27 protein-coding genes and 1 pseudogene are annotated in these 26,387 nt (G+C 67.0%); 12 read left to right on the forward strand and 16 right to left on the reverse strand.

The window, feature by feature from the left end; translation table 11 throughout:
• Nucleotides 1–34 precede the first annotated feature (34 nt).
• Nucleotides 35–1,293: pseudogene (locus QNN98_RS04155) on the forward strand (MFS transporter).
• Here QNN98_RS04155 and QNN98_RS04160 read toward each other — a convergent pair.
• Nucleotides 1,259–2,167 (reverse strand): phosphatase PAP2 family protein, encoded by a 909-nt coding sequence (locus QNN98_RS04160; RefSeq protein WP_227925220.1) that lies wholly within the window; start codon nt 2,165–2,167, stop codon nt 1,259–1,261. The pseudogene QNN98_RS04155 and the gene QNN98_RS04160 overlap by 35 nt on opposite strands.
• 100 nt (nt 2,168–2,267) lie before the next feature.
• On the opposite strand from QNN98_RS04160, the gene QNN98_RS04165 reads away from it, so the two are divergent.
• A complete protein-coding gene (locus tag QNN98_RS04165) occupies nt 2,268–3,257 on the forward strand; it encodes an o-succinylbenzoate synthase (RefSeq protein WP_283996355.1) in 990 nt (329 codons plus the stop codon).
• Between the two features lie 97 nt (nt 3,258–3,354).
• Here QNN98_RS04165 and QNN98_RS04170 read toward each other — a convergent pair whose 3' ends face one another.
• Nucleotides 3,355–4,215, reverse strand: a complete 861-nt coding sequence (locus tag QNN98_RS04170) for a helix-turn-helix transcriptional regulator (protein ID WP_227925217.1) — start codon at nt 4,213–4,215, stop codon at nt 3,355–3,357.
• Between the two features lie 86 nt (nt 4,216–4,301).
• Here QNN98_RS04170 and QNN98_RS04175 point away from each other — a divergent pair, with 86 nt between their 5' ends.
• Complete coding sequence (locus QNN98_RS04175) at nt 4,302–5,090, forward strand: SDR family NAD(P)-dependent oxidoreductase (protein ID WP_227925216.1); 789 nt, start codon at nt 4,302–4,304, stop codon at nt 5,088–5,090.
• Here QNN98_RS04175 and QNN98_RS04180 read toward each other — a convergent pair.
• The 3 genes from QNN98_RS04180 to QNN98_RS04190 all read right to left on the reverse strand — a co-directional run bounded on the left by QNN98_RS04180 (nt 5,087) and on the right by QNN98_RS04190 (nt 7,158).
• Nucleotides 5,087–5,497 (reverse strand): ACT domain-containing protein, encoded by a 411-nt coding sequence (locus QNN98_RS04180; RefSeq protein WP_283996356.1) that lies wholly within the window; start codon nt 5,495–5,497, stop codon nt 5,087–5,089. The genes QNN98_RS04175 and QNN98_RS04180 overlap by 4 nt on opposite strands.
• 85 nt (nt 5,498–5,582) lie before the next feature.
• The gene (fmdA, locus tag QNN98_RS04185) at nt 5,583–6,839 is read right to left on the reverse strand and encodes a formamidase (protein ID WP_283996357.1); all 1,257 of its coding nucleotides are present in this window, start codon (nt 6,837–6,839) and stop codon (nt 5,583–5,585) included.
• Nucleotides 6,840–6,867: 28 nt separating this feature from the next.
• Entirely contained in the window at nt 6,868–7,158 is a 291-nt protein-coding gene (locus QNN98_RS04190; RefSeq protein WP_227925212.1) for an FmdB family zinc ribbon protein, read from the reverse strand.
• A 153-nt stretch (nt 7,159–7,311) separates the two neighbouring features.
• On the opposite strand from QNN98_RS04190, the gene menD reads away from it, so the two are divergent.
• Entirely contained in the window at nt 7,312–9,042 is a 1,731-nt protein-coding gene (menD, locus tag QNN98_RS04195; protein ID WP_283996358.1) for a 2-succinyl-5-enolpyruvyl-6-hydroxy-3-cyclohexene-1-carboxylic-acid synthase, read from the forward strand.
• 156 nt (nt 9,043–9,198) lie between these two features.
• Here the strand turns inward: menD and QNN98_RS04200 are convergent, their stop codons facing one another.
• The 5 genes from QNN98_RS04200 to QNN98_RS04220 form a co-directional block, all read right to left on the reverse strand.
• Complete coding sequence (locus QNN98_RS04200) at nt 9,199–9,966, reverse strand: amino acid ABC transporter ATP-binding protein (RefSeq protein WP_227912695.1); 768 nt, start codon at nt 9,964–9,966, stop codon at nt 9,199–9,201.
• Between the two features lie 5 nt (nt 9,967–9,971).
• Nucleotides 9,972–10,757 (reverse strand): amino acid ABC transporter permease, encoded by a 786-nt coding sequence (locus QNN98_RS04205; protein WP_227912696.1) that lies wholly within the window; start codon nt 10,755–10,757, stop codon nt 9,972–9,974.
• An 81-nt stretch (nt 10,758–10,838) separates the two neighbouring features.
• Nucleotides 10,839–11,636, reverse strand: a complete 798-nt coding sequence (locus tag QNN98_RS04210; protein ID WP_227912697.1) for a basic amino acid ABC transporter substrate-binding protein — start codon at nt 11,634–11,636, stop codon at nt 10,839–10,841.
• Nucleotides 11,637–11,790: 154 nt separating this feature from the next.
• The gene (locus QNN98_RS04215; protein ID WP_229957780.1) at nt 11,791–12,570 is read right to left on the reverse strand and encodes a basic amino acid ABC transporter substrate-binding protein; all 780 of its coding nucleotides are present in this window, start codon (nt 12,568–12,570) and stop codon (nt 11,791–11,793) included.
• A gap of 193 nt (nt 12,571–12,763) precedes the next feature.
• Nucleotides 12,764–14,113, reverse strand: a complete 1,350-nt coding sequence (locus tag QNN98_RS04220) for an isochorismate synthase (protein ID WP_283996359.1) — start codon at nt 14,111–14,113, stop codon at nt 12,764–12,766.
• Nucleotides 14,114–14,234: 121 nt separating this feature from the next.
• Here QNN98_RS04220 and QNN98_RS04225 point away from each other — a divergent pair, with 121 nt between their 5' ends.
• From QNN98_RS04225 to QNN98_RS04235, 3 genes are all read left to right on the forward strand, one after another.
• A complete protein-coding gene (locus tag QNN98_RS04225; protein WP_283996360.1) occupies nt 14,235–14,957 on the forward strand; it encodes a demethylmenaquinone methyltransferase in 723 nt (240 codons plus the stop codon).
• Nucleotides 14,954–16,276, forward strand: coding sequence for a geranylgeranyl reductase family protein (locus QNN98_RS04230; protein ID WP_283996361.1), 1,323 nt, complete (start codon nt 14,954–14,956; stop codon nt 16,274–16,276). The genes QNN98_RS04225 and QNN98_RS04230 overlap by 4 nt, the downstream gene beginning before the upstream one ends.
• Nucleotides 16,277–16,427: 151 nt before the next feature.
• Complete coding sequence (locus QNN98_RS04235; protein WP_227912948.1) at nt 16,428–17,381, forward strand: polyprenyl synthetase family protein; 954 nt, start codon at nt 16,428–16,430, stop codon at nt 17,379–17,381.
• 14 nt (nt 17,382–17,395) lie between these two features.
• On the opposite strand, the gene QNN98_RS04240 is transcribed toward QNN98_RS04235, so the two are convergent.
• Nucleotides 17,396–17,941 carry a GNAT family N-acetyltransferase gene (locus QNN98_RS04240; RefSeq protein ID WP_283996362.1) on the reverse strand — a complete coding sequence of 182 codons (546 nt, stop codon included), beginning with the start codon at nt 17,939–17,941 and terminating at the stop codon, nt 17,396–17,398.
• Nucleotides 17,942–17,946: 5 nt separating this feature from the next.
• Nucleotides 17,947–18,342, reverse strand: a complete 396-nt coding sequence (locus QNN98_RS04245) for an ArsR/SmtB family transcription factor (protein WP_283996363.1) — start codon at nt 18,340–18,342, stop codon at nt 17,947–17,949.
• A gap of 164 nt (nt 18,343–18,506) precedes the next feature.
• Between QNN98_RS04245 and arsB the strand changes: the two genes are divergently transcribed.
• The 5 genes from arsB to QNN98_RS04270 all read left to right on the forward strand — a co-directional run bounded on the left by arsB (nt 18,507) and on the right by QNN98_RS04270 (nt 23,172).
• Nucleotides 18,507–19,565 (forward strand): ACR3 family arsenite efflux transporter, encoded by a 1,059-nt coding sequence (arsB, locus tag QNN98_RS04250; protein WP_283996567.1) that lies wholly within the window; start codon nt 18,507–18,509, stop codon nt 19,563–19,565.
• Complete coding sequence (locus tag QNN98_RS04255) at nt 19,562–19,987, forward strand: arsenate reductase ArsC (protein ID WP_283996364.1); 426 nt, start codon at nt 19,562–19,564, stop codon at nt 19,985–19,987. Before arsB ends, QNN98_RS04255 begins: the two co-directional genes overlap by 4 nt.
• Before the next feature lie 62 nt (nt 19,988–20,049).
• A complete protein-coding gene (locus QNN98_RS04260) occupies nt 20,050–21,618 on the forward strand; it encodes an FAD-dependent oxidoreductase (protein ID WP_283996568.1) in 1,569 nt (522 codons plus the stop codon).
• On the forward strand, nt 21,619–22,041 hold the full coding sequence (locus tag QNN98_RS04265) for an arsenate-mycothiol transferase ArsC (protein ID WP_283996365.1): 423 nt from the start codon (nt 21,619–21,621) through the stop codon (nt 22,039–22,041).
• A gap of 6 nt (nt 22,042–22,047) precedes the next feature.
• Nucleotides 22,048–23,172 carry an ArsO family NAD(P)H-dependent flavin-containing monooxygenase gene (locus QNN98_RS04270; RefSeq protein ID WP_283996366.1) on the forward strand — a complete coding sequence of 375 codons (1,125 nt, stop codon included), beginning with the start codon at nt 22,048–22,050 and terminating at the stop codon, nt 23,170–23,172.
• Nucleotides 23,173–23,214: 42 nt separating this feature from the next.
• Here QNN98_RS04270 and QNN98_RS04275 read toward each other — a convergent pair whose 3' ends face one another.
• From QNN98_RS04275 to QNN98_RS04290, 4 genes are all read right to left on the reverse strand, one after another.
• Nucleotides 23,215–23,703: an HIT family protein gene (locus tag QNN98_RS04275; protein WP_227912705.1), complete on the reverse strand. Its 489-nt coding sequence runs from the start codon at nt 23,701–23,703 to the stop codon at nt 23,215–23,217.
• A gap of 7 nt (nt 23,704–23,710) precedes the next feature.
• Nucleotides 23,711–24,139 carry a hypothetical protein gene (locus QNN98_RS04280; RefSeq protein WP_227912706.1) on the reverse strand — a complete coding sequence of 143 codons (429 nt, stop codon included), beginning with the start codon at nt 24,137–24,139 and terminating at the stop codon, nt 23,711–23,713.
• A gap of 75 nt (nt 24,140–24,214) precedes the next feature.
• Nucleotides 24,215–24,844, reverse strand: coding sequence for a putative glycolipid-binding domain-containing protein (locus QNN98_RS04285; protein ID WP_283996367.1), 630 nt, complete (start codon nt 24,842–24,844; stop codon nt 24,215–24,217).
• A gap of 78 nt (nt 24,845–24,922) precedes the next feature.
• Nucleotides 24,923–26,332 (reverse strand): PucR family transcriptional regulator, encoded by a 1,410-nt coding sequence (locus QNN98_RS04290; protein WP_283996368.1) that lies wholly within the window; start codon nt 26,330–26,332, stop codon nt 24,923–24,925.
• Between the last annotated feature and the right edge of the window lie 55 nt (nt 26,333–26,387).

A 26,387-nucleotide genomic window follows, 5' to 3' on the forward strand; every position in this document is an offset into this window, starting at 1 on the left:
TGTCCGGCAGCCGGTGCGGGGATAGTCTGGGGCCGTGCCAGCGGATGATTTCAGCCTTCGAACCATAGCCGTTCCTGCCTACGGCCCCACCCTGCTTTACGGGCTGGCAACCGGCGCCATCCTGCCGGTGGTGGCGATCACCGCCCGCGGCCTCGGCGCCACCGTTGCCCTGGCTGCCCTGCTCATCACCCTTACCGGGGTCGGCTCGCTGCTGACCAATGTGCCTGCCACCCTGGTCACCACGCGGTTCGGTGAGAAATGGGCGCTTGTGGCTGCCTCGGCCTGGTGCGCACTGGCCATGGTCCTGGCAGCAGCCGTACCGGTGTTGTGGGTTTTGCCGTGGCCGTGTTTATGGTCGGGATGGCCGGCTCGGTGTTCGGCCTGGCCCGGCAGAGCTATCTCACCGAGGCGGTGCCCCTGTATTTCCGTGCCCGGGCGCTGTCCACCCTGGGCGGCGTCAACCGGATCGGCGTTTTTATTGGTCCGTTTGCCGCTGCCGGGGCCATCCACTTCCTGGGCACCCAGGGCGCCTATTGGGTGGGTGCCGTGGCCGCCGTCGGGGCAGGCATCCTCAGTTTCCAGGTCCCGGATCTGGCCCTCCGTTCAAGCGGTTCCAGCGGGTCCGGAGGGTCGGGCGGGCCGGCTGGCCGCGGACCGGAAGATGCCCCTGCACCCACGGTCCTTGGCATCCTGCGCAGCCATGCCCGGGTGTTCCGGACCATCGGCATCGGGGTGCTGCTGATCGCCGCGGTCCGGGCCACCAGACAGGCAGTGATTCCGTTGTGGGCCCAGCACATTGGACTGGATCCCACCGCCACGGCACTGATTTACGGGCTATCGGGCGCCATCGACATGCTGATATTTTATCCCGCGGGCAAGGCCATGGATACCTGGGGCAGGCGCTCGGTGGCTGTGCCGTGCATGCTGATCATGGGCGCGGGGCTGGGCCTGCTGCCGCTGGCCGGCGGACCCACCGGGCTGCTGCTGGCGGCCCTGCTGATCGGATTTGGCAACGGTATAGGCTCCGGCATTGTGATGACCCTTGGCGCCGACTTTTCGCCCTCGCCGGGACGCCCGCAGTTCCTGGGCATCTGGCGGCTGCTCGCGGACCTTGGAACCATGGGCGGGCCGGGACTGCTCGCGGCCGTAACCGCCCTTGTCTCGCTGTCGGCGGGAATCGGGGCTACCGCCGTACTTGGGCTGCTGGGAGCGGCGGTGCTGTGGCGCTGGGTGCCCGGGCGCAAGGCCCGGGCAGCCGCTAGCGTCGGGCAGGGTCCCCCGCCTGCTGGCTGAACAGCCAGCAGGCCAGGGCACTGATCAGGAAACCGACTCCGACAATCAGCGCCAGACCTGCCCAGAAATACAGCGGCGCGGCAGTGGCCACGGGGGCCGAATCCCACCGGGCGTAGAAGTACAGGCCCAGGCTCACGGCGGTGGCCAGGACGCCGGGCACGGCGCACAGCAGGGCAATGACCTTCGCCTGCCCCTGGGCCGGGCCGGTGGCCGGCCAGCAGTTCCATTCCGGGTTGGTGCGCATCATGACCAGGCCGCCCACCAGCGTCCAGGCCGCCACCACCAGCAGGGAGGCGACGACGTCGGACGGGCGGTGCCAGAGGTTCAGGAACGTGGCTGCCCCCGCCAAGATGGCGTAGCTGCCGCCGAAGAGCGCCGCGAGCGGGCGCCAGCGCGGGGAGGCCAGCAGGAAGACCGCCGCCGCGGCGGAGGCGGCAAGGGTGGTGTGGCCGGAAGGAAGCGAGTTGAAATCAAGGGTCACCACGCCCCGGTCGGGACGGTCCAGCACGGTGCGTTTGAGTAGCTGGCTGCTGATGTTGGCTGCAGCGAACGTACCCAGGGCAATCACGGCAGGGGAAATCCGATGCCGCAGGATGGTCACGAAAACCACCACTATCACCGCGATGAAAACCGAGATGAGCGGCAGGTTGTCCAGGAACGAGATGACCGGCAGATGGTTGCCCAGGGCGATCAGTTCGGCTTCCTTGAACGCGGATTCGTCGGCCAGTTGGCCGGTGGTGGTGCGGACGAAGAACCAGTAGGTGGCGGCAACGCCGGCGGCACATACAAGGGCGGCAAAAAGGAAGAGCGCCGGATTATGCGCAGCCGGACGTTGGGCACGGGAGCGCTGTGCCAGCAAGTTGCGAGTATCCATTGCTTCCAGATTGCCACATCATCGTGAACGTTGCCTGAGCCTGCCTTCACCGCGGCGGCCTAAAACTCCACAAGCGTAGGCTGGCATGGTGCCGAACTGGATGAGTACCGATTTCCCTGCCCTGCGCGCCGGTGCGCGTGTGGTCTCCATTCCCATGCGGGTAAAGTTCCGCGGCATCCTGCACCGTGAGGCCCTGCTGCTGCAGGGGCCCGCAGGCTGGGGCGAATTCTCCCCCTTCCCGGAGTACGCGGATGCCGAAGCCGTGCCGTGGCTGGCCTCGGCCCTGGAAGCCGCCGAGCTGGGTTACCCGGAACCCGTGCGGAACTCGGTGCCGGTAAACGGAACCGTTCCCGCAGTGCCTGTGGACCAGGTGGAGGCCGTGCTGGCCCGCTTCGGCACGGTATCCGCCGTGAAGGTGAAAGTGGCGGAGGCAGGCCAGTCCCCGGAAGAGGACCTGGCCCGCGTGGCCGAGGTGCGGCGGCTGCTGCCCGACGCCGGAATCCGCGTGGACGCCAACGCCGGCTGGGACATTCCCACCGCCGTCGCAACCTTGACCCGGCTGGCCGAGGCCGGGCTGGAATATGCCGAACAGCCCGTAGCCGGGATTGACGGGCTGCGTGCGGTGCGGACCGAGCTGCGCCGCCGTGAGGTGCCGGTGCTTATTGCCGCTGATGAAAGTGTCCGCAAGGAAACGGACCCGCTGAAGGTTGCCCGCGAAGACGCCGCGGACCTGATCGTCATCAAGGCCGCGCCGCTGGGCGGGGTGCGCCGGGCTGTGGATATAGTCCGGCAGGCCGGGCTCCCCGCCGTGGTGAGTTCCGCCATCGACACCTCAGTGGGCATCCGCACCGGCGTCGCCCTGGCCGCCGCGCTGCCCGAGCTGCCCTACGCCTGCGGGCTGGGCACCCTTTCGCTGATGGCCGGCGACGTCACCGGGGAATCCCTGCTGCCCGACGGCGGCGCCCTGGCCGTGCGGGACGTGACGGTGTCCGAGGAACTGCTGGAACGCTATGCAGCCCCTGCGGAACGCACCCGGTGGTGGCTGGACCGGTTGGAGCGGGTGCACAGGCTGCTGGCCCGACGCGCCTAGGTGGCGATTCTTCTGCCCGGCCGCCTCTGACAGCCGGGGCGTGTACCGACAGGATCACCGGACCGATAGTGCCCGCACGCAGGTCCGGCTCGTGCCGTTACCCTTCCCGTTGCATCCCGGGGGCCGGGAGCTGGGGGTCTTCGATCAAGCCCAAAAGGGCAAGATTGTCCGCATCCCGGGACCCCGCCGGGGCGCTGTAGAGCACCAGCTGTTGGTCACGGTCCGCCATATCCAAGCTGTCGCAGTCGACGGTGATATCCCCGATGGCGGTGCGGAAGGTTTTCCGCAGGGTGGGCACATACTGGACGTCGTGCCGGTCCCACAACCGGGCAAACTCGGGGCTGCCCTCCTGCAGGTCCCGGACCAGGTCCCTGACTGACGGATCGGACGGATACCGGGTCAGAGCCGAACGGAGCCGCCGAACCGCGGTCTGCCGGAATTCGGCACCGTCGCTGATGCCGTATAGGTCCTCCTCTGTCCGGGGACGAAGGAACGCCTTCCTCGCAAGGTTGCGGTCCGCGGGATCGAGTTTGGCGTAGTCCTCCATCAGGGCGGCTGCGAGGTCGTTCCAGGCGAGGACCTCAAACGCCGCGGAGACCACGAACCCGGCCGTCTGGGGAAGCCGGTCGAGGAGCGCCAGGATGCTGGGGCGGACGTCCCGGCGGTGCATCCCGCGATGCAGGGGTGCCGTGCCGGCGAGGGCGTGCAGGTGCATGGATTCTGCATCCGTCAGTCCAAGTGCCCCGGCGATCCCGGCCAGGACCTCGGCCGATGGCCGGGGCGCCCGCCCCTGTTCCAAGCGCGCGTAATACTCGGTGGAGATGTGTGCAAGCACCGCGACCTCCTCCCGGCGCAGCCCGGGGGCGCGCCGGCGGGGACCTGGGGGAAGGCCGCGGTCTTCCGGGCGGAGCCGCTCCCGGCGGCTGCGGAGGAATGCTCCAAGCTCCTGCTTATCCATGCCCCTAAGTGTGCCCGTCCGACGCCGGTGGAGAGTAGTACAGTCTGTGCCTGTTTCCGGCTCCGGGCCTGCGGAACGCTGTGGACATGACACAAACAAAAACCATTGAAGCCCCATCCCTCGGACTGCTTGCCGGCAAGGTCGTCTTCGTCTCTGGTGCCAGCCGGGGTATCGGAGCCGCGGCCGCACGCCTCTTCGCCCGGGAAGGCGCCGCCGTCGTGCTCGCTGCCCGCAGCACCGGAGCCCTGGACCGCATTGTGGCCGGTATCCGGCGCGACGGCGGCGTGGCGGACGCCGTTCGGATGGATCTGGCGGACCCGGCAAGCATCCGTGCCGCGCTGGACCACGTCGGGGAACTGCATGGGCGGCTGGACGGCGCCTTCAACAACGGTGCCGCCATCCAGCCGCCCGGCAGCGTGGAAACCATCACCGATGAGGACCTTGAGGAGCAGTACACGGTAAATTTCCGGGCACATTGGATTGCCCTGAACGCTGAAGCCGCGCTCATGCGGAAAAGCGGCGGCGGAGCAGTCGTGAACACATCGAGCATCGGCAGCCGGCGGGCGAACCCCACCCTCCCCGCCTACGGCGCCATGAAGCGGGCGCTGAACAGCCTGACGGAGACTGCCGCCGTGAACCTGGCCCCCGAGCGGATCCGGGTCAACGGGATCACCCCGGGGGGTACGGCCACGGAAATGATCGATACGTGGGAGGAGGCTGCTCCCGGGGTCGTCAAGTCGATAGTGGCATCGGTTCCGCTCGGCCGGCTGGCCGAACCGGAGGAGATTGCCGAGGTCGCCGCCTGGCTGCTCAGCGACCGGGCGTCCTACGTTACCGGGGCAATAATCCCGGTCGACGGCGGGGCCGGGGCCTAGGGAAGCGTATGACCTGCTGCCCGCAGCAGGTCGCGGGCCTGATCGAACTGCGGTGAGGGAACCATGAGGATGTCGCCGTCGAAGGTCGAGACCACAAACACCGGGCAGCCGGCGGCCGAAAGCGGCGCAACCAGGGAGGTCACCACTCCGGTCAAGCCGAAGGGAATGGGGCCTGAGGCATAAAGAGCGGCCCAGGTTCCATCAATTTCGGCATCTGCCGGAGCCAGCGCCGCGGGGCAGACAATCGAAAGCTCCTGCGGCGTCCGGGTGATCGAAACGAATCCGTCGGGGGGCGCCGCAGCCAGGAGACCGGCGGGCGCCTCCGCGGCGGGGGAAAGCCTGGCAATCACGTAGTTGCCGGTGAGCACGTGCAGCTCCACTGAAGGAGCGGGGGCAGGAAGGGTCATGGAAGCATCCTGATTCACTTCGTGCGGAAGGCCCCCGTGGGGCCGCGCTAATCGCACCCCATCATCCTGCCAGACAGGCCGCGCGTCACGGGTTGGCCGCATGCGGCGCGCCGATGCCCGGGTCGATCCGGACCGGGCCGGCAGCGGAGGGCCGCACGTCGAAGTCGAAGATCGCGGTGGGTAGGTAGACCGTGGCGCAGGAGTTGGGGATGTCCACGACGCCGGAGAGCCGGCCCTCGATCGGGGCGGCGCCCAGCAGTAGGTACGCCTGCTCGGGGGAGTATCCGAACTTGGTCAGGTAGTCGATCGCGTGCAGGCAGGCGCGCTGGTAGGACAGGTGAGAATCGAGGTAGCGCTGCTCTCCGTCGAGCGTTACCGAAGTGCCGGAGAACGCGAGCCATTCGGAGAACCGAGGCTCCACGGTGCCGGGCATAAAGATGGCATTCTCGCCCACTCCGTAGGTGTCCATCCCGCCCCGGATCAGGTCCACCCGCAGGTCTATGAAGCCGCCCATCTCGATGGCCCCGCAGAAGGTGATTTCGCCGTCGCCCTGCGAAAAATGCAGGTCCCCGACGGACAGATTGGAGCCGTCCACAAATACGGGATAGAAGATCCTGCTGCCCTTGGAGAGGTTCTTGATGTCCTGGTTCCCGCCGTTCTCCCGCGGCGGCGCAGTCCGGGCAGCCTCCGCCCCCACCCTGTCCCATTCGCTTTGGGGCAGTCCGCCAAGCACTGCGTGCCCGGCCTCCGGCGGCAGCGCCAGCGGCGGCACCCGGTACGGGTCGGTCTGGATCAGTGCGCCCTCGCGCTGGTTCCACCGTTGCAGCAGCGCCGCCGAGGGAGCGGTGCCCATCAGGCCGGGGTGGATCAGCCCGGTAAAGGACACTCCGGGCACGTGCCGGGAGGTGGCGCGCTGGCCGGTGAAGTCCCAGATGGCCTTGTATGCGTCGGGGAACTGGTCGGTAAGAAACCCGCCGCCGTTTTCCCGGGCGAAAATCCCGGTATAGCCCCAGCCCTGTCCGGCCAGCGGGCCGTTGTCCTCCTGCGGGATGGGCCCGACGTCGAGGATGTCCACCACCAGCAGGTCGCCGGGCCTGGCGCCCTCGACGGCAAACGGGCCGCTGAGCTTATGGACGGCGAGCAGCGGAGCGTTGAGGATGTCCTCGGCTGAGTCGTCGTTGTGAATGGCGCCGTCGAACCATTCCCGGCAATCCACACGGAAGGAATCGCCGGGCCGCACCACCGCGACCGGGGGAATTTCGGGATGCCAGCGGTTGTGGCCGAGTCTCTCCTGGTCTTCGAACGTCCTGGTGGAATCGAGGGAAAAGACGGTCTTTGGCATGGTCTCTCCTTGGGGTGGGCGGGTGCAGCTAATCGGGCCGGGGAAGTTTGCGGTGCAGCGGGTTCGCGGACGTTGTGGCGCGTGGGGCGGCAGCTTCGGTCCCGGGCACGGCGACGACGCCGGGCTCCGAGGCCGAGCGCTCCGTTTTTTCGAGCAGGCGGTAGGCGCTGCCGGAGGCATGCGACAGATGCGGGCCCGTGAACCGGCGCTGAGCCGCGTGTCCGCAGGTGGGACAGGGGATGAAGCCGGTGGCTTCGCCCATCGCGAGGAAGACATCAAATTCCCAACAGTCCGGGCAGCGGTAGGAGTAGAGCGGCATGGGTCCCCTTCGCGGGCAGCTGCGGAAAACGCCCGAGGCAGCTTAAGTTCGGCGCCGCTCCGGCTTGCCCGACAGCCTAAGAACGGCCGGGCTGTGCGTCAACGGTGGACGGCCCGCACCGCATCCGGTGACGCCGAACCCTAGGATGGAAGGGTGACCGGATCTTCGCACCGCCCTGAGCCCGCAGCCAGCAGTCCCGAACCGATTGCCGGAAATGGGTTGAGTTCCCTGCAGGCCGCCCGCTCCGCCGTCGCCGCCCTCGCGGCCGCCGGGGTGCACGACGTCGTGATTGCCCCGGGATCACGCAGCGCACCGCTGGCTTACGCCTTGGCCGAAGCGCAGTTGCAGGGCCGGATGCACGTGCACGTGCGGATCGACGAGCGGGTTGCCGGTTTCACGGCCCTTGGCCTGGCGCGCGGCGGACACCGCCCCGCAGCCGTAGTGACCACCTCGGGCACCGCTGTGGGTGAACTGGTTCCGGCCGTGATGGAGGCCCACCACGCAGGTGTCCCGCTGGTGGTGCTCTCAGCGGACCGGCCTGCCGAACTGCACGGCACCGGCGCCAACCAGACCACGGTACAGCCGGGCATCTTTGCCGGCTTCCCCGTGGCAGCTCAGGATGTGGAAGCCGGCACAGACCCGGCCGGAGCCATTTCGGCCGCCCTGGCCCGGCTGGGGGCCGGCATCCCGGTGGGACCGGTGCACATCAACCTGCAGTTCCGCGACCCGCTGACCCCCCGCGACACCGACCCGCTGTTCCTCAACGCCCCGGATGTCCCGGAAACGCTGCCCGTCGTAGCTCCCGTCCCGGCGGAGGACCGTGTTCCCGCCACCGATCCGCCCGTTCCGGGGACGCACCGCACCGTAGTGGTGGCCGGCGACGGCGCGGGGGAACTCGCCGCCGTCTTTGCCCTGCGTGCCGGGCTGCCGCTGCTCGCCGAACCGTCTTCCAACGCGCGCTTTGGGCCCAACGCCGTTTCCGCGTACCGGCTGTTGCTCGCCGAGCTTGGGCCGCAGATCGAACGCGTGGTGGTCTTCGGCCGCCCCACCCTGTCCCGGCCGGTGGCTGCCCTGCTGGCCCGCACCGACGTGGAGAAGGCGCTGTACCTGCCCCGCCCGGTGAACTGGTTCACGCCGGGACGGCGGCCTGAAACGATCATCAACGACATTCCCGGGCTCTTCGAATTTGCCGGCGCCGGAGCACCCGGCTGGCTCGAGGCCTGGCAGACAGCATCGGAAGCGGCGCGTAACACCATCACCAACATGCTGGAGGGGCAGGCTGAACTGACCGGTCTGCAGGTGGCCGATTTGGTCTGGGACGCCGCGGACGCGAACCTGGTGCTCGGCTCCTCCAACGTCATCCGGGACATGGACCTGGTTGCTGCCCCGGACTGGCATCCGCTGGACGTGTACGCCAACCGGGGGCTGGCCGGCATCGACGGGACCATTTCCACGGCCACCGGTATTGCGCTGGCGGGCGGCATCCCGACCCGCCTGCTGGTGGGGGACCTGACCTTCCTGCATGACGCCGGTGCGCTGCTCCTGGGGACGGGGGAGGATGAGCCGGACCTGCAGATAGTGGTGCTCAACGACGGCGGCGGCGGCATCTTCTCGGTTCTCGAACACGGCGCGCTGGGCGAGGACCCGAAATATACCGCCTTGGTGGAGCGTTTCTTCGGCACCCCGCACCGGGCAGACCTGGCCGCACTGTGCGCCGGCTACGGGGTGCGGCACCAGCTGCTCCAATCAGCCGCTGAGCTCGAAGCGGCGCTGTCGGCGCCGGTGGCCGGCCGGTCCGTGCTGGAAGTGCGCGTGGCCCGGGACATGCTCCGGAACCTGCACGCCCGGGTCCAAGACGCGGTCACGGCGTCCCTGCGCCGCTGACCTGCTCCTGAGAACAAACTGACCTGCTCCTGAGACAAAAAAGAACGGCCCGCACCTCCAGGTGCGGGCCGTTCGATGCTGCTGAGTGGAAGCTCTGGAGAAGTCCCAGAGGCCCCCAAGTCCTAGAGGCCCTTAGGTCCTAGAGGCCCTTAAGTCCTAGAGGACCTTCGAGAGGAAGGCACGGGTGCGTTCGTGCTGCGGGTTGCCCAGGACATCCTCGGGGCGTCCCTGCTCCACCACGACGCCGCCGTCCATAAAGACCACGCGGTCGCCAACCTCGCGGGCGAAGCCCATTTCGTGCGTCACGACCATCATGGTCATGCCTTCTTCGGCGAGCTGACGCATAACGCCCAGCACGTCGCCCACCAGTTCGGGGTCCAGGGCGGACGTCGGCTCGTCAAAGAGCATCATGTCCGGATCCATGGACAGTGCGCGGGCAATGGCTACGCGCTGCTGCTGTCCGCCGGAAAGCTGGCCGGGGAAGGCGCCTTCACGGTCCGCCAGTCCCACCTTGGCCAAATTCCGCTTGGCCACCTGCTCGGCTTCGGACTTGCCGCGGCGCTTGGCCCGGCGCTGGGCCAGGGTAAGGTTGCGCAGCACGTTCAGGTGCGGGAAGAGGTTGAACTGCTGGAAGACCATGCCGATCCGGGTGCGGACCTTGTCCAGGTCCGTGTCGGGGTCGGTGATGTCTACCCCTTCCACCATGATGGTGCCGCTGGTGGGATCCTCCAGGCGGTTCACGCACCGCAGGAGGGTGGACTTGCCGGAACCGGACGGGCCAATCACGCAGACCACCTCGCCCTGGTCCACGTGGAAGTCGATGCCCTTGAGGACCTCGTTGCTGCCGAAGGACTTGTGAAGGTTGCGGACCTCGATGGCAGGGGCACTGTTTTTATCGACGGCGCTGTTCTTCTCGACGCTCATGGCTGCTACCTGCCTCTCTGGTTGTGTCGTTCAAGCTTTGCTACCAGCTGGGTGAGCGGCAGCGTAATGATCAGGTACATCAGGGCGGCCAGGACCAGCGGCGTCGCGTTGGCCGTCTGGGAAACGGAGTCGCGGGCGAAGGTGGTCAGCTCACGGTCCTGCAGGGCCATGCCGGCAATGAACAGCAGGGAAGTGTCCTTGATCAGGATGACCAGTTCATTGGTCAGCGGCGGCGTGATGATCCGGAAAGCCTGGGGCAGGGTCACGGACACCATGGTCCAGGCCGGGCTCATGCCCAGCGAGCGGGCCGCTTCAGCCTGCCCGGCGGGAACCGCCTGGATACCGGCGCGGATGGTTTCGGCGATGTACGCGCCCGAAACGATGATGAGGGCCAGCAGACCGGCGCCGGCACTGCCGCCCGGGGGCCGCCAGTCAAAGGCAATGGGTACGGCGAAGGCGAAACCGAAAATCACCAGCAGCGCCGGAAGGCCACGGAAAAGCTCGATGTACACCGTGGCGGCCCAACGGTAGGGGGCTACGGGGGAGAGCTTCATCAGGGCCAAAACCAGGCCCAGCAGCAGGCCGCCGGCAAACGCGATCACCGTGTAGATGATGGTGTTCTTCACGGCGACCGTGATGATGGTCGGGAAGGCCTCGCGGGCCACCTCGGGGTCGAAGAAGTTCTCGCCGATGGCCTCCCAGTCGGCCAGCAGCACAACGGCTGCCAGCGCGAGGACAAAGACGGCGTACAGGACGCCTTGGACCAGGCGTCTGCGGGTGGAGGGTTTCAAGGGTGGAGCCTTCCGGAGAAGAGAAAACGGGCCGTCCCGGGCCTTGGCGCCCGGGACGGCACAGCATTGATGGTTCTGGGCTTATTCGGTGAAGTACTTGTCGTAGATCTCCTGGTATTTACCATTTTCGCGCAGTTCGGACAGCTGCTCGTTCACCGCGGAGATGAGTTCGGTGTTCTCCTTCTCCATCGCGAAACCGTAGGACTCGTCCGTCTGGAACTTCTCGGCAATGGTGAAGGCACCGTCGTCGGTGTGGCCGAGGTTCACCGGCAGGTCCTGCAGGACGGCGTCCACGTTGCCGGACTGGAGGGCGGGGAACAGTTCCGCGTCGCTGGGGAAGGAAACAATTTCGACGTCGTCGGGGATGTTGTCGCGGGCGTAGGCCTCGCCGGTGGTGCCCTGCTGGACACCCAGCTTCTTGCCGGACATGTCCTCCAGTGCCTTGGTGTCCGAATCGGCCGGAACCAGCAGGGACTGCAGTGAGTCGTAGTACGGCTCGGAGAAACCGAGCTTTTCTTCACGTTCCGGGGTGATGGTCATGGCGCTGGCACCCAGGTCACACTGGCCGGCCGCCAGGACCGTGCCGCTCTGCAGGCCGTCGAAACCCACGTCCTGAACTTCCAGTTCCAGCCCCATACCGGTGGCGATCTCGCGGATCAGGTCCATGTCGAACCCGGTGTACTCCCCGTTTTCTTCGTACTCGAAGGGTGCATAGGGGATATCCGAGCAGACCGTCAGCGCGCCGTCGGACACGAGGTTGAACTCGTTGCCGGCGTCGGAGGACCCGGCATCGTCATTGGAACCGCCGCCGCAGGCGGTCAGCGAGAGGGCACCCACGGCCAGGAAGGCCAGGGCAGCAGTGCGGGTGTTACGCAACATGAGTTACAACCTTACGTCGGACGGTGTGAGCCGGGCCTGTGTGGCCCGGCTCACCCTTTGCTGGTATTGGGATGCAGTCTAGAGCGTACGTACCGCATATTTCGGTAACATGTCGGCTACTTTGCCGCCGGGCCCTTGCGGTGCGGAAGTGGAGCTACTGCGCGAAGTACTTGTCGTAGAGCTCCTGGTACTTACCGTTCTCCCGCAGGGTTGAGAGCTGCTTGTTGACCTCGGCGGTCAGCTCTTCGGTGCCCTTCTTCTTCATTGCGAAGCCGTAGACCTCACCGGTTTCGAAGGTGGCGCTGACGGTGAACTTGCCGTCCTCGGTGTGGTCCTGGTTGACCGGCAGGTCCTGCAGCACGGCGTCAACGCCGCCGGCCTGCAGGGACTGGAACAGTTCGGCGTCCGTCTGGAAGGACATGATCTCGGCGCCCTCGGGAGCGTTGTCCCGTGCGTAGGACTCACCGGTGGTGCCCTGCTGGACGCCCACCTTCTTGCCGTCGAGGTCAGCCACGGACGCGATGGAGGAGCCGGACTTCACCAGCAGCGACTGCAGGGAGTCGTAATACGGGTCGGAGAAGGCCAGTTTGTCCGCGCGCTCCTCGGTGACGGTCATGGCGGCGGCGATCATGTCGCACTGGCGGGCGGCCAGGACGGTGCCGCTCTGCAGTCCGTCGAAGCCGACGTTCTGCACCTGGTAGTCCAGGCCCATTCCGGTGGCGATTTCGCGGGTGAGGTCAATGTCGAATCCGGTGTACTCGCCGTCGACCACGTATTCAAACGGCTCGAACGGGACGTTGGAGCAGACCGTCAGGGAGCCTTCGTTGACCAGGCCGAGACCGGATTCTTCTTCGGTCCCCCCGCCGCAGGCGGTCAGGGACAGCGCGCCGGCGGCCAGGACGGCGACGACGGCGGTGCGGGCTTTGTGCAGCATGGCGATTGGAAACCTTTGGTCGTGGGTTGAAGCCGCAGGGGGAAACTAACCGTCTCCGGAAGCGGCAGCAGGTGGAAACAGGCACAACGGCAGCTTCCGAGTTTCTATTCTACCCAATGCAAATTTATGCAACGAACCAAACGGTTATGCAATGCCCCACCCGGGGATGGTTCAAAGGTGCTGCCGGGCCGGTTCAGGATGCTGCGGGAGCAGCTGCCAGGTCGCCGCTTCGCTGCGCAACAGCTCGCGGGCGGTCCAAGCTGAGGGCCTCGAGCATGGGCCGGAATTTACTCCAGGTTTCCTCCAGTTCCGCGGCAGGATTGGATCCTGCAACGATTCCGCAGCCTGCATAAAGCCGGACCCGGGTGGGGTTTTCAATAACGGCTCCGCGCAGGGCAATCCCGAATTCACCGTTTCCGGCCCCGTCCATCCAGCCGACCGGGCCCGCGTACGGACCGCGGTCCATGTGTTCAAGCTCACTGATTAACTCTCCGGCCACACTGGTGGGGAATCCGCAGACTGCTGCCGTGGGGTGCACTGCCTCCACCAGTGTCAGCGGAGTGGGGACCATGCCGGAACCGTCGGCCGCCAGTTCGGCGCTGACATCGGAGGCGAGGTGCCATACGTTGGGCAGTTCCAGTACGAACGGCTCGGTGTGGGAGGTCATGGAGGACGTGAACGGCTCCAGTGCCCGGGTCAGGGAGTCAATGGCGATCTGGTGCTCGTGCTGCTGCTTGTCGGATCCGGCCAGTACCCGCGTGGCGTAATCCGGGTCTCCGGCAGGGGCGGTGGCCCGGTCCAGGGTTCCGGCCAGGACGCGTGCCTGCGCTGTGCCGTCCTGCACCCGGATCAGCATCTCCGGCGTGGAGCCGATTAGCCCGTCCACAGAGTAGGTCCAGCAGTCGCGGTACCGGACGGCGAGTTCGCGCAGCACCTGGGACGCCACCAGGGGGCTGCCCAGTTCCACGGCAATGTCCCGGGCCAGGACAATCTTGCTCAGGTCTCCGGCGGCAATGTGGGCCACGGACCGGGCCACGGCGTTTTTCCACTCGGACTCGCTGAGCATTCCGGGCACAATCCGGTCCGCCGGATCATGTTCGCGGTACAGCGGCAGGTCTTCGAGGTAGCGGGCCAGGGCGGCCTTCGCCGTCTCCTCGGACAGCTCGGCGTCGGGGTCCGCGGTTGTATAGGTCACCCATGACTCGTTGTCGCGCAGCCCCACAACCACCTCGGGAACGATCAGCCGGGACTGGAAGGGGGAGCGCTTGGAGAAGGCGAAGGAGCCGAAGGCCACGAGTCCGGTGCCCGCAAACGACAGCGGATTCTCGACGTCTGCGGAGGCCAGGACGGAGCGCCACCAATGCTCGGCCAGGCTGAAGCGTTCCGGGCCGGTGGAGGTGAAACGGGCAGCTTCGCCGAAGCCGACCAGTCCTTCCTGCTGCCGGATCCAGCACAGCTGCTCGTCAAGAACCAGATACTCAAGGAGGCCGATGGTGGCGGAAAGCTCACCGACAGGCACTGTCACAGAACGCAGGGTGGTCATAGTGATTCCACATTACTCCGCCGCCGGGTCGCGCCCGTTACCGGCGGCCCGCAGGGGAGAGCAAGGAGACACTGCCGCGGGGCGGTTCGGCGGCATCCCTATTCTTTGAGACAATGACAGGGTGAACCGCGCATCGTTGGAAAAACGCCCGGATGAAGTTGCTGCCATGTTTGATGACGTGGCACCTAAATACGACGTCGTCAATGACGTGCTGTCCCTTGGACAGACGCGCCGTTGGCGCAAAATCGTGGTGGACGCCGTCGGCGCCGTGCCCGGACAGCGGGTCCTTGACCTGGCCGCCGGCACCGGCACCTCCAGCGAGCCCTACGCCGACGCCGGGATCGACGTCGTGGCCTGCGACTTCTCGATCGGCATGCTCACGGTTGGCAAGCGCCGCCGCCCCGATATCGAGTTCGTGGCCGGCGACGCCACCGACCTCCCGTTCGAGGACAACTCCTTCGACGCCGCCACCATCTCCTTCGGGCTGCGGAACGTGAATGAGCCGAAGAAGGCCCTGAGCGAAATGCTCCGCGTGACCAAGCCCGGCGGCCGCCTGGTGATTGCGGAGTTCTCCTCCCCGGTCATCCCGGTATGGCGGACCATGTACACCGAATACCTCATGCGGGCACTGCCTTCGATCGCCCGCAAGGTGGCCTCCAACCCGGACGCGTACGTCTATCTGGCCGAATCCATCCGGGCCTGGCCGAACCAGGACGGACTGGCGGCCTGGATAGCCGAGACCGGCTGGGAGGATGTGGCCTACCGCAACCTCACAGGCGGCATTGTGGCTGTGCACCGCGCCGTGAAGCCCGCTGCCAAGTCCGGGGAATCTCCGGCGAAGTGAAGGTCCTGATTGTCGGAGCCGGCCCCGCCGGCTCCACGGCCGCCTACTACCTCGCCTCGGCCGGGGTGGATGTCACCGTGCTTGAGAAGACTGCCTTTCCGCGCGAAAAGGTCTGCGGCGACGGGCTGACGCCCAGGGCCGTACGTGAAATCCAACTGCTCGGCCTGCCGCATGAGGAAGCCGAGGGCTGGCGCCGGAACAAGGGCCTGCGGCTGATTGCCGGCGGCCGGACGATTGAGCTGCCCTGGCCGGCGCTTTCGGATTTCCCCGACTACGGGCTGATCCGCACCCGCCTCGGCTTCGACGAAGCCCTGGCCCGGCACGCGCAGGCAGCCGGCGCAAAAATCCTTGAACACCACTCCGTCACGTCAGCCGTCCGCGGCGAGGACGGACGCGTGGAAGGCGTTGTCGCCAACGTCCTGGACGGGAACGGCCGGCGCACCGGTGAGGAGCGTACGTTCCTGGCCGACGTCGTGCTGGCCGCTGACGGAAACTCCACCCGCACCGCGCTGAGCCTCGGGATCGAAAAGCGGGACGACCGGCCCATGGGCGTGGCCGTCCGCACCTACTTCGAGAGCCCACGCACCAACGATGACTGGATGGAAGGCTGGCTGGAGCTGCCCGACGCTGCCGGCAACCCGCTGCCCGGCTACGGCTGGGTCTTCGGCGTGGGGGACGGCACCTCCAATGTGGGCCTGGGCATCCTGAACTCCTCGAAGGAATTCGGGAAACTGGACTACCGCAAGGTCCTGCGCGACTGGACCGCGGGCATGCCCGCCGAGTGGGGATTCACCCCGGAGAACCAGGTGGGAGAAATCCGCGGCGCTGCCCTGCCGATGGGCTTCAACCGAACTCCGCACTATTCACCCGGACTGCTGCTGCTGGGTGACGCCGGCGGGATGGTCAGCCCGTTCAATGGTGAGGGCATTTCCTACGCCATGGAATCCGCCCGCTTCGCGGCCGAACACATCATCGAAGGCCAGGGGGCATCCCTGGATCCCGGGCTGCTCTCCTCACGGGCCGCGTTCGACGTCGAACTCCAGGCCTACGCAGGGCACGTCCGGGACGAGTGGGGCAGCCACTTCACCCTGGGCCGCATTTTTGCCTCGATGATCGGAAAACCTGCGGTCATGAAGCTGGCTTTGCGCACCGGAATGCCCATCCCCGTGCTGATGCGCTTTGTGGTGCGGATGCTGGCCAACCTCACGGACCGCAACTCCAAGGGCATTGAGGATAGAGTGATTGCCTTACTGGAAATGCTCGTTCCGGCGGCAGGCAACCAGGGAGAACCTTCCCGTTTGTCACCCCGGCGCCCCTGACGTTTCGCCTCTTTGCCCACCCGTTCCGACGAATAGTTAGTCTTGAACAGTGACTGAATCCACCAACACCAGCCCGGAGTCCGGGTCGAGCACTTCCACACTGCCCCCGGGGTTCGCGCTGCTGGCGGAGGATCCCAGGCTTGGGCCTTCCATGGTCGCCTCCCTGGAACAGGTGGAGGTGCGGCTGCGCGAGGCCGTTGCGAACTCTGATCCGTTCGCCGACACCACCTCCCGGCACTTGGTGGAAGCCGGCGGCAAGCGGATCCGGCCCCTGCTGACCTTGCTGGCCTCCCACCTCGGCCGGGAGGAAGCCGGGGACAAGGTCATCCAGTCCGCCGTCGTCGTGGAACTGACGCATCTGGCCACGCTCTACCACGATGACGTGATGGACGAGGCTCCCTACCGCCGCGGCGCCCCCACAGCACATGAGATCTGGGGCAACTCCGTGGCGGTGCTGACCGGCGACCTGATCTTTGCCCGTGCTTCCAGCCTGGTTTCCGCGCTTGGCGGACCGGCCCTGGCTATCCAGGCTCACACATTCGAACGGCTGTGCATGGGGCAGCTGCATGAAACCATGGGCCCGGCCGAGGGCCAGGACCCGTTGGAGCACTACCTGTCCGTGATCGCGGACAAGACCGGTTCGCTGATCGCCGCTTCCGGGCAGTTCGGTGCGCTGTTCTCAGGAGCCGGCCAGGACGTCATTGACATCATGGTCGAATACGGCGAAAAGGTGGGCATTGCCTTCCAGTTGGCCGATGACGTGATTGACGTGACCGGTATGCAGGAAAAGTCCGGGAAGACCCCGGGTACCGATCTGCGCGAGGGCGTGCCCACGCTTCCCGTCCTGCTGCTGCGCCGTGCAGCGGCTGCCGGCGATGCCGATGCCGCAGCAGCGCTGGCCCTGGTGGAGCGGGACCTGTCCTCGGACGAGGCCCTGGCCGAAGCCGTGGCCGCCCTGCGCAACAGCCCGGTGACGGAAGAGTCCTGGGCCGTGGCCCGCAGCTGGTCCGAAGACGCCGTGGCGGCCCTCGCTCCGCTGCCCGACTCCGTGGTGAAGGAAGCCCTGGTCTCGTTTGCCCGTGCAGTGGTGAACCGCGAGGTGTAAGTGAACCACGGGGCTTAGCCGGCGTCTGCGCCGGCACTGCCGCTGCGCCGTTCCAGGAGCAGGGTGTCCCGCCACTGGCCGGTTTGCGGTCCGTGGGTCATCTTCGCAATCCGTTCCCGCCGGCCGACGACGCGGAACCCCTCTGACCTGTGCAGGGCGAGACTGGCGGTGTTTTCGGGAAAAATGCTGCACTGCAGGGTCCAAATGCCGGCTTTTTCGGTGGAGGAAACCAGTGCGCGCAGCAGTTGGCGGCCCACGCCGCGCCCCTGCGCCGCAGGGCAGACGTAGACGGAGTGCTCAACCACTCCCCGGTAGACGGCGCGGGTGGAGGTGGGTGCGGCTGCCGCCCACCCCACGATCTCTTCTCCGGCACACGCGAGAATCCTGTGTTCGGTCAGATGGGTGGAATTGAAGGTTTTCCAGTCCGGCGGCCGGCGTTCGAAGGTGGCCCGGCCGGCGGCAATTGCTTCCGCATAGATCCCGCGCACCGCTGGCCAGTCCTGCACCGTGAGGCCCCGGAGGGTAACGGCACCGGGTTCGGCACCGGGTCCGGACGGCATTATGCCTACCGTGGAGCGAGAACGGCAGCCGCCCGTTCGAGCGCGCCGGGAATGATGGAGTAGTAAGCCCAGACGCCGCGCTTTTCCCGGCGCAGGATTCCGGCATCCACCAGAATCTTCAGGTGGTGGGAAATGGTCGGCTGGCCCAGGCCGATCGGCTCAGTCAGGTCGCAGACACACGCTTCCTTGTTCTCCTGCGCCGCAATCAGTGAGACCAGACGCAGCCGCGTCGGTTCGGCAACAGCCTTGAGCAGTTGGGCAAACCGCTGGGCGTCCTCGGCGCTGAGCGCCTCTTTGGTCAGCGGCGTGCAGCAGGCTTCAGACACATCGGGCACATCGGACACAGCGGACGCTTCGAACACATCGGACGCAGGGGTGAAAGCGGTCTGAACAGTGGTCACCCGTCCATTATGCACTCGGATTGACATTCGTCGATGCCTGCGGGAATACTCGAAATCGATACCCATCGATACTGCTCGATGTGTGTCGCCCCAAATCTCTGAGGAGTTTCGTGAGCACCCCCGCCGCACCACCCCAAACCGGCCCGGTCACCGCCCGGCTGTCGATGCTGGACCGCTTCCTGCCCGTGTGGATCCTCGCCGCGATGGCAGCCGGACTGCTCTTGGGCCGGCTGGTTCCAGGCATCGGCCCGGCACTGGACTCGGTGAAGGTTTCCAACGTGTCCCTGCCGATCGCCGTCGGCCTGCTGGTGATGATGTATCCGGTGCTGGCCAAGGTCCGATACAACGAAACCTCCAAGGTAGTGGCGGACCGGAAGCTGATGGTCACCTCGCTGATCCTTAACTGGGTGGCCGCACCGGCGTTTATGTTTGCGCTGGCCTGGATCTTCCTGCCGGACCTGCCCGAGTACCGGACCGGCCTCATCATTGTGGGCCTGGCGCGCTGCATCGCCATGGTGATGATCTGGAATGACCTGGCCTGCGGGGACCGCGAAGCCGCCGCCGTGCTGGTGGCCATCAATTCCGTGTTCCAGGTCCTCGCGTTCGGCGCCCTGGGCTGGTTCTACCTTCAGGTGCTGCCCGGCTGGCTCGGCCTGGAAACCACCAGCGTCGGGTTCTCCTTCTGGGCCATCACACTCAGTGTCCTGATCTTCCTCGGCATCCCGCTGCTGGCCGGTTTCCTCACCCGCACCCTGGGCGAAAGGGCCCGGGGCAGGGACTGGTACGAAGGCACCTTCCTGCCGAAGCTCGGACCGTGGGCCCTGTACGGCCTGTTGTTCACCATCGTGCTGCTGTTCGCCCTGCAGGGCGATGGAATCACCTCCCATCCGCTGGACGTGGCCAGGATTGCCCTGCCGCTGCTGGTTTATTTTGTGGTGGTTTTCAGTGTGGGCATGCTGCTGGGCAAGATCCTGAAGCTGGGCTACCCGCGCACCACTACGCTGGCGTTCACAGCCGCCGGAAACAACTTCGAACTGGCCATCGCCGTGGCAGTCGGCACCTACGGGGTGACCTCCGGGCAGGCGCTGGCCGGCGTCGTCGGGCCCCTGATTGAAGTTCCCGTCCTGGTTGCCCTGGTCTACGCCGCGCTCCGGGCGCAGAAGAAATACTGGCCTGCCGCTGGCTCTCCAGTCACCGCATCTCAAGAAATGACGAACCGATGAGCACCCCCAAAGCCACCGAAACCAAGCTCTCTGTCCTGTTCGTATGCGTGCACAACGCCGGCCGCTCGCAGATGGCCGCCGCTTACCTCCGCACATTGGGGAAGGGCCGGATCGAGGTCCGCTCTGCCGGCTCAGCACCCGCCGATTCGGTCAACCCCGCAGCCGTGGAGGCCATGGCCGAAGACGGGATCGACATGGCCGCCGAGCTGCCCAAGGTCCTGACTACCGAGGCTGTGCAGGCCTCCGACGTCGTGATCACCATGGGCTGCGGCGATGCCTGCCCGATCTTCCCGGGTAAACGGTACGAGGACTGGAAACTCGAGGACCCTGCCGGACGGGGCGTTGAGGCGGTCCGGCCCATCCGGGACGAAATCAAGGCCCGGATCTCCGCCCTGATCGAAGACTTGCTCCACGCGAAGTAACCACCCGCACCGAAGAGGAAACACCCGTGCCTGACACCACTGAGAACACTGACAACACTGAGATGTCCGAACTTCCCGTCGCCGTGATCGGTGCAGGCCCCGTGGGCCTTGCAGCTGCCGCGCACCTGATTGAGCGCGGACTGACGCCGGTCATCTTCGAGGCCGGTGCAACGCCTGCGGCTGCGGTTGCGTCCTGGGCGCACATCCGGCTGTTCTCGCCGTGGCGGTACGACGTCGACGCCGCCGCCCGCCGTCTGCTCGCCGGTACCGGGTGGCAGGAGCCGGATGCCGAGGCCTTGCCCACGGGTGCCGAACTGGAGGAGCAGTACCTGCGGCCGCTTGCCGCTGTCCCCGGGATTGCGGCTTCGCTGCACACCTCCACCCGGGTTGTGGCTGTGAGCCGGGAAGGCCTGGACAGGACCCGCAGCAGCGGCCGGGAGGACACCCCGTTCCTTCTCCGGGTCGAAGATGCCGAGGGAACCGTCACCGACTTCCGGGCCCGCGCCGTCATTGACGCCTCCGGCACCTGGCAGACGCCGAACCCGCTGGGTCAGGCCGGACTGCCGGCTGTCGGGGAAGCGGACGCCGTCGCGGCAGGGCTGATCACACGCCCGCTGCCCGACGTCGTTGGCCGCGACCGTTCCCGGTTCGCCGGAAAGCATGTCCTGGTGGTGGGCGCCGGCCACTCGGCTGCGAATACCCTGCTGGCACTGGGGGAACTGGCCGAGCAGGAACCGGGAACCCGGATCAGCTGGGCCATCCGCAGCGCCTCCGCTGCCAATGTCTACGGCGGCGGCGACCTGGATGGCCTGCCCGCCCGCGGGGCGCTCGGCAGCCGGCTGCGTACCCTCGTGGCGGACGGACGAATCGAGCTGCACACGGCCTTCACCATCACCGGCTTCAAAACCTCAGACACCTTGTCGGTAGTTGGCACTACGCCGTACGGCGGGAAGCAGCTTGACGTGGACCTGCTGGTTCCGGCCACCGGTTTCCGCCCGGATCTGGAGATGCTGCGCGAAATCCGGCTGGACCTGGACCCGTCGGTTGAGGCCCCGCGGGGGCTCGGGCCGCTGATCGATCCCGAGTTCCACAGCTGCGGCACCGTGGCACCGCACGGCGCCCAGCTGCTGTCCCACCCGGAGAAGGATTTCTACGTTGCGGGCATGAAGTCCTACGGCCGGGCACCCACGTTCCTGATGGCCACCGGTTACGAGCAGGTCCGCTCCATTGCGGCGGCGTTGGCAGGAGACCAGCAGGCTGCCGACGACGTGCAGCTGGTCCTGCCCGAAACCGGAGTCTGCTCCACCGATCTCGGCGGCAGCTGCGACACAGCGTCAAGCTGTGATGCACCGGCCGTTGCGGGTTCAGTCGTGTCCGTTTCCTGCTGCGGAGCCGCGCCGGAGCCTGTGCCGGCCACGGAAGCGGCGTCGTCCTGCTGCGGGGCACCGGAACCGGCCCCCGCGGCCCCCGCGGCGTCTTCCTCGGCGTCGTGCTGCGGGACGGATGCCGGCATTGCGGCAGCAGAGGAAACCGCACCGGCGGCATCCTCCTGCTGCTGCACGCCCGAACCGGCGTTCCTGGGTATTCCCACCGGACTGGAGCACGGCCGCTCCGCGGAACAGGGGGACTGAATGCCGGGTACACCGAGCGTCTTGTTCATCTGCGTGAAAAACGCAGGCAAGTCGCAGATGGCGGCAGGGCTGATGAAGGACCTTGCCGGTGAAACCGTGGACGTGCGCTCGGCCGGGACCAAACCCGGTACGGCGCTGAACGCCCGGTCAGCGGAATCGCTGGCCGAACTCGGTATCGACATCAGCGCCGAGACTCCGAAAGCCGTGACGGACGAGGCGATGCGGGCGGCCGACGTCGTCGTGACCCTTGGCCGCGAAGCAGCCGTGACCGTGCCGGCCGGCACCCGATACGAGACCTGGGACACCGACGAACCCTCCGAACGCGGCATCGAAGGAATGGACAGGATGCGCCTGGTCCGCGACGACATCCAGCGCAGGGTCCGTGAGCTGCACCGCGACCTCACCGGTGCCGAGGGCGCCTGAGCCCCTATGACTGATAACCAGTCCCGGGATGTCGATGTCCTGGTGATCGGGGGAGGCCAGGCCGGTCTCGCTGCAGGCTACTACCTGAACCGCCTGCGGCGGGACGAGGCCACCGGCCGGTCCGGGCCAGCGCCCACCTTCGCCGTCCTCGACGCCAACCGACAGCCCGGCGGTGCCTGGCAGCACTACTGGAAGAGCCTGGAACTGTTCTCCCCGGCTGCCTACAGCTCCCTGCCCGGCTACCAGATGCCCGCCTGGACGGGTGAAGGCAACCCCTCGGCGGAGCATGTTGCGCAGTATCTGCGCACTTACGAGGCCCGCTATGACCTGCCGGTGTACCGGCCCGTCCGGGTCGACGCTGTGCGGAGGATCGACGGCGGCGGCTACCTCACTGACGGCGCCTACCTCACTGACACCGACCACGGGCAGTGGGCCAGCCGGGCGATCATCAACGCCACCGGCAGCTGGGCTACCCCGTACATCCCTGCGGTGCCCGGCAGCGAGCAGTTCACCGGCCGGCAGCTGCACACCGCCGGCTACCGGGGACCGGAGCCTTTCGCCGAACAAAACGTAGTGGTGGTGGGCGGCGGCAACTCGGGGGCGCAGATCGCCGCGGATCTCGCCCCAACGTCGTCGGTGACTTGGGTGACGCGGCATCCGCCGCGCTACCTGCCCGACGACGTCGACGGCCGGGCATTGTTCTCTATCGCCACACGCCGCAGCAAAGCCCTCTCGGCGCGAGAGCCTGCACCAGCCGGTATCGCCGACATAGGTGACATTGTTGCCGTTCCCGCGGTGCGGAAAGCCCGCGACGCCGGCCTGCTGAAGGCCCGGCCGATGTTCTTCCGCCTTGTCCCGGAGGGGGTGCAATGGGAGGACGGGGAGAAGCTCCGCGCTGATGCGGTTATTTGGTGCACCGGCTTCCGGCCGGATCTGCAGCACCTGAGGCCCCTCGGCCTGGCTATCCGCAACGGTGTTCCGGCTACGGATGCCCAGCTGCGCACCCGCTCAGTCGACGGCCCCGATCTGTTCTTCCTGGGATACGGGGATTGGACCGGACCTGCCTCAGCCACGCTCATCGGCGTCGGCGCGACGGCACGGGACACTGTGGCGAAGATTTCGGGCAGGTAGGACGGCCCCCAAAAGCCGGCGCCCCTACTAGGACAGCCTTCCCTACAGGACGGCGCGCAGCTCCGCGGCTTTCCGGGCACGGACGGCCGGCGGCACGATGGGCCGCTTGGGGGTGAAATACAGCCCGTCATTGGTCCAACGCGGCAGCACATGCTGGTGGTAGTGCCACACGTGCTGGCTGCCGGCGGGCTCGTTGTGCTGCCGGGTGGTGACGCCGTCCGGGTGCCAGGCCTTCTTGATGGCGACCGCCATGTCGCGGGTCACCAACATGATCCGGGCCGCGACGTCGTCGGGCAGTTCATACAGCAGCTCGTAATGGGCGCGGGGAGTGACCAGGACATGGCCGGGCTCCGGGTCGAAACCGTGGGAGGCGATGAAGGCCAGCACCAGATCATCCGAGTAGACGAGGTCCCCGGGCTCGCAGAGGTTGCCGGGAAACCGGAACTCCCCGGAGGCCATGTCGCAGAAGGGGCATTCATAGCCCTCAGGTGCGTGGCTGGTCCAGGCGGTTTCGCTCGACAGTTCCTTCATTAAAGCCTCAGTCCTCGTCTTCGTCCTCTTCGAAAATCCACTCGAACATGTCCAGGACATATTCGCTCAGGGTGCCTTCTTCGCTCTGCCAGTCCCCGCGGGCGTTGTTGCGGCGCCACACAATGGGATCGGGAACGTCCAGCTGGTCCTCGCGGATGCCCCAGACGAACTTCTCATCCTCGTCTTCGAGGAACAGCAGGTACCCGTCTTCGATTTCCAGCTCATCCGGATCCCAGAAGAAGTGGAATGCCTCCATGAGGTCCTCGCACCCGCCCACGGCGAGGTAGAACTCGCGCAGCACCAGCGGGATGTTGAAATCATGGGCGGCGAGCATGGCATCGAGTTCGTGCTCGGGGATGCCGTCCTCTTCACGCCAGTTGTCCTCCAGGTACTTGGGGACCAGGGCGCGGAATCGATCAAGGAAAATTTCACTCATGTGGTCTCCAAGCGTGCGGTGAGTGGATGTATTCCAATCCTAGCGGGGACGCGGCGGCGGCTGTGCACCACCGCGCTAGGGCAGGCGGGCCGCCAGGCCCGGGTAGTCGAGCACTGCGCCGTCCGCGTCCACCTCGAGTTCGGCGGTGAACCCGCCGGTATCGGAACTGTAGAGCACGACGGCGCGCCCGGACTCCGGTGAATAGGGCCTCACCTGTGAATAGACCTGCCGGCTGGGCAGCACCCGCAGACTGGGGATCTCCACCCACGCCATGGTCAGCTGCGTTTCATCCGGGGGAGCGGACCCGTTCAGCAGGTCCAGCCGGAGGATGGGCATGGTGTTGGTCAGCGGGCACAGTCCCAGATCGGCGTCCTGGGCCTCGTCCAAGCTGCGCGGATCCTCCAGCCCCGGAGCGGGCAGGCCGGTGTTGCCGGAGGCCGTGGTTTCCGCTGTCCACCGGCCCTCGGTGCTGCGTTCGAGCAGCAGCGTCCGGGCCCAGCCGTTGCCCTTCACACCGACCGACAGATGCCGGGTCACCCAACCCGGGACGGTGGAAAGCGTCCAGGTAACCGTGTACCCGGGGGTCACCGAGGTCCCGGCGGCAGCAAGTTCCCGCTCCCGGAAGGACACCACAGCTGTGTCCGTGCGCTCCGGATCATCCAGTCCCTGCCAGCGGATAGTCCTGGCCTGCGCGGTTAAAGTCATCCCTACAGGTTAACCGTGCGAGCCTACCTGCCCGGAATCAGGCTGCCGACCCGGTTGCCTGGAATCAGCGGGCCAGCTTCAGCCGCCCAGCCGCCGGACGCTCAGGGCCAGGAAGAGGTGGACGCGGTCGGCAGTGACGGCCGGGTCGTAGCCGGTGAGTTCCGCGATCTGTGCCAGCCGGTAGCGCACAGTGTTGCGGTGCAGGTTCAGATCCGCGGCTACAGCGGCCACGGATCCGTTGAGGGCCAGATAGGTGTCCAGGGTAGGGAGCAGCTGGGCTCCGTGCCGGTTGTCGAAGGCTTCCAGCGGGCCCAGTGCTTCCGCGGCCAGATCGGCCAGCGGAACATCCCGGCCTGCCATCAGCAGGGACGTGAGGCTGAGGCGCTCCGGTTCGTTGACGGCCGCGCCGCGCTGCAGCGCCTCGCGGGCCTCGTAGTAACTCCAGCGCAGTCCTCCCGGTTCCGTGTACGCGCCTCCCACTCCCACCTTGGCCGTGAGTCCGGCGCCAAAAAGGAAGGAGCTGAGCGCCTCGGCCAGCCGGGGCCCGTCAGAAGCCGGAACCACCACTGCCAGGCGCTTGCCGTACACGCCGGTGGGGGCGCCGTCGAACGCTGCCGGCAGCGGCAGGGCCGGCAGGCCGCGGACCTGTCCCGAGGCGGCCTCCACCAGCAGGATCAACAGCCTCTGCGACGTGTCGATGCCGGCGGACCGGAGCCGGACGGCGGCGTCCGCCCCGGCCAGCCTCCCGTCCACTACGTCGCCCAGGAGCTGCCCGGTGACCTTTCGGCTGCTGGCCCGGCGTGCTGCCTGGTTGCTAAGTTCCACACCAATCAGGCTGGAGGCGTAGGCCACGACGTCGGGCTGCACAAAGGGTTCCGCGATGGCCAGGGTGCAGCGGTCGCGCATCCCGGTGGAAACGGGTATCCGGCGCCAGGACGAGTCCGGCTGCGCGGCGGCAAAGACCGGTGCTCCGTATTGGAACAGGGCCACCTCGGCCCCCACCAGGCGGGACAGCTCGGTGAGCAGCCGGGGAAGCCCTTTGCCGCTGAGCAGCGCTTCGGCCAGCACCTGGTGTGCGGAAAGCAGTTGGTGCAGGTGGGCCACATGCTCGGCCGAAAGCGAATCGGCCACCAGCTTCCCCAGCGCCATAAAGGGGGTGTCGTAAGGCACTTCGAAAACGGGCAGGTCTCTGCGGTCCGCTTCCGCCAGCAACGGACCGGGCACCGTGCCGTGGCTCAGCCCCGTACCGAAGCCGATGCCCAGGGCGCCGGCCTTATCCACGCTCTGCACAAAACGCCGCTGGGCAGCCGCGCTGCTGTGCCGCAGTCCGGTGGTTAGCACTACTTCGCCTCCGCCAAGGAACGGGGAGGGGTCCTCGAGTTCGGTCACCGCCACCCATTGGATGGGCCGGTCCGACAACGGTGCGGAACCGTGGCGGGTGAGGTTCAGTCCGCCGGCGGCCAGCAGACCCGGAAGAGTGATCGACATGGCTCCACTATAGGAGCGAAGCCGTTGGGCAACTGCACCGTTACGCCGGAGTCTG

Source organism: Arthrobacter sp. zg-Y1143 (assembly GCF_030125565.1).
Lineage (GTDB): Bacteria > Actinomycetota > Actinomycetes > Actinomycetales > Micrococcaceae > Arthrobacter_B.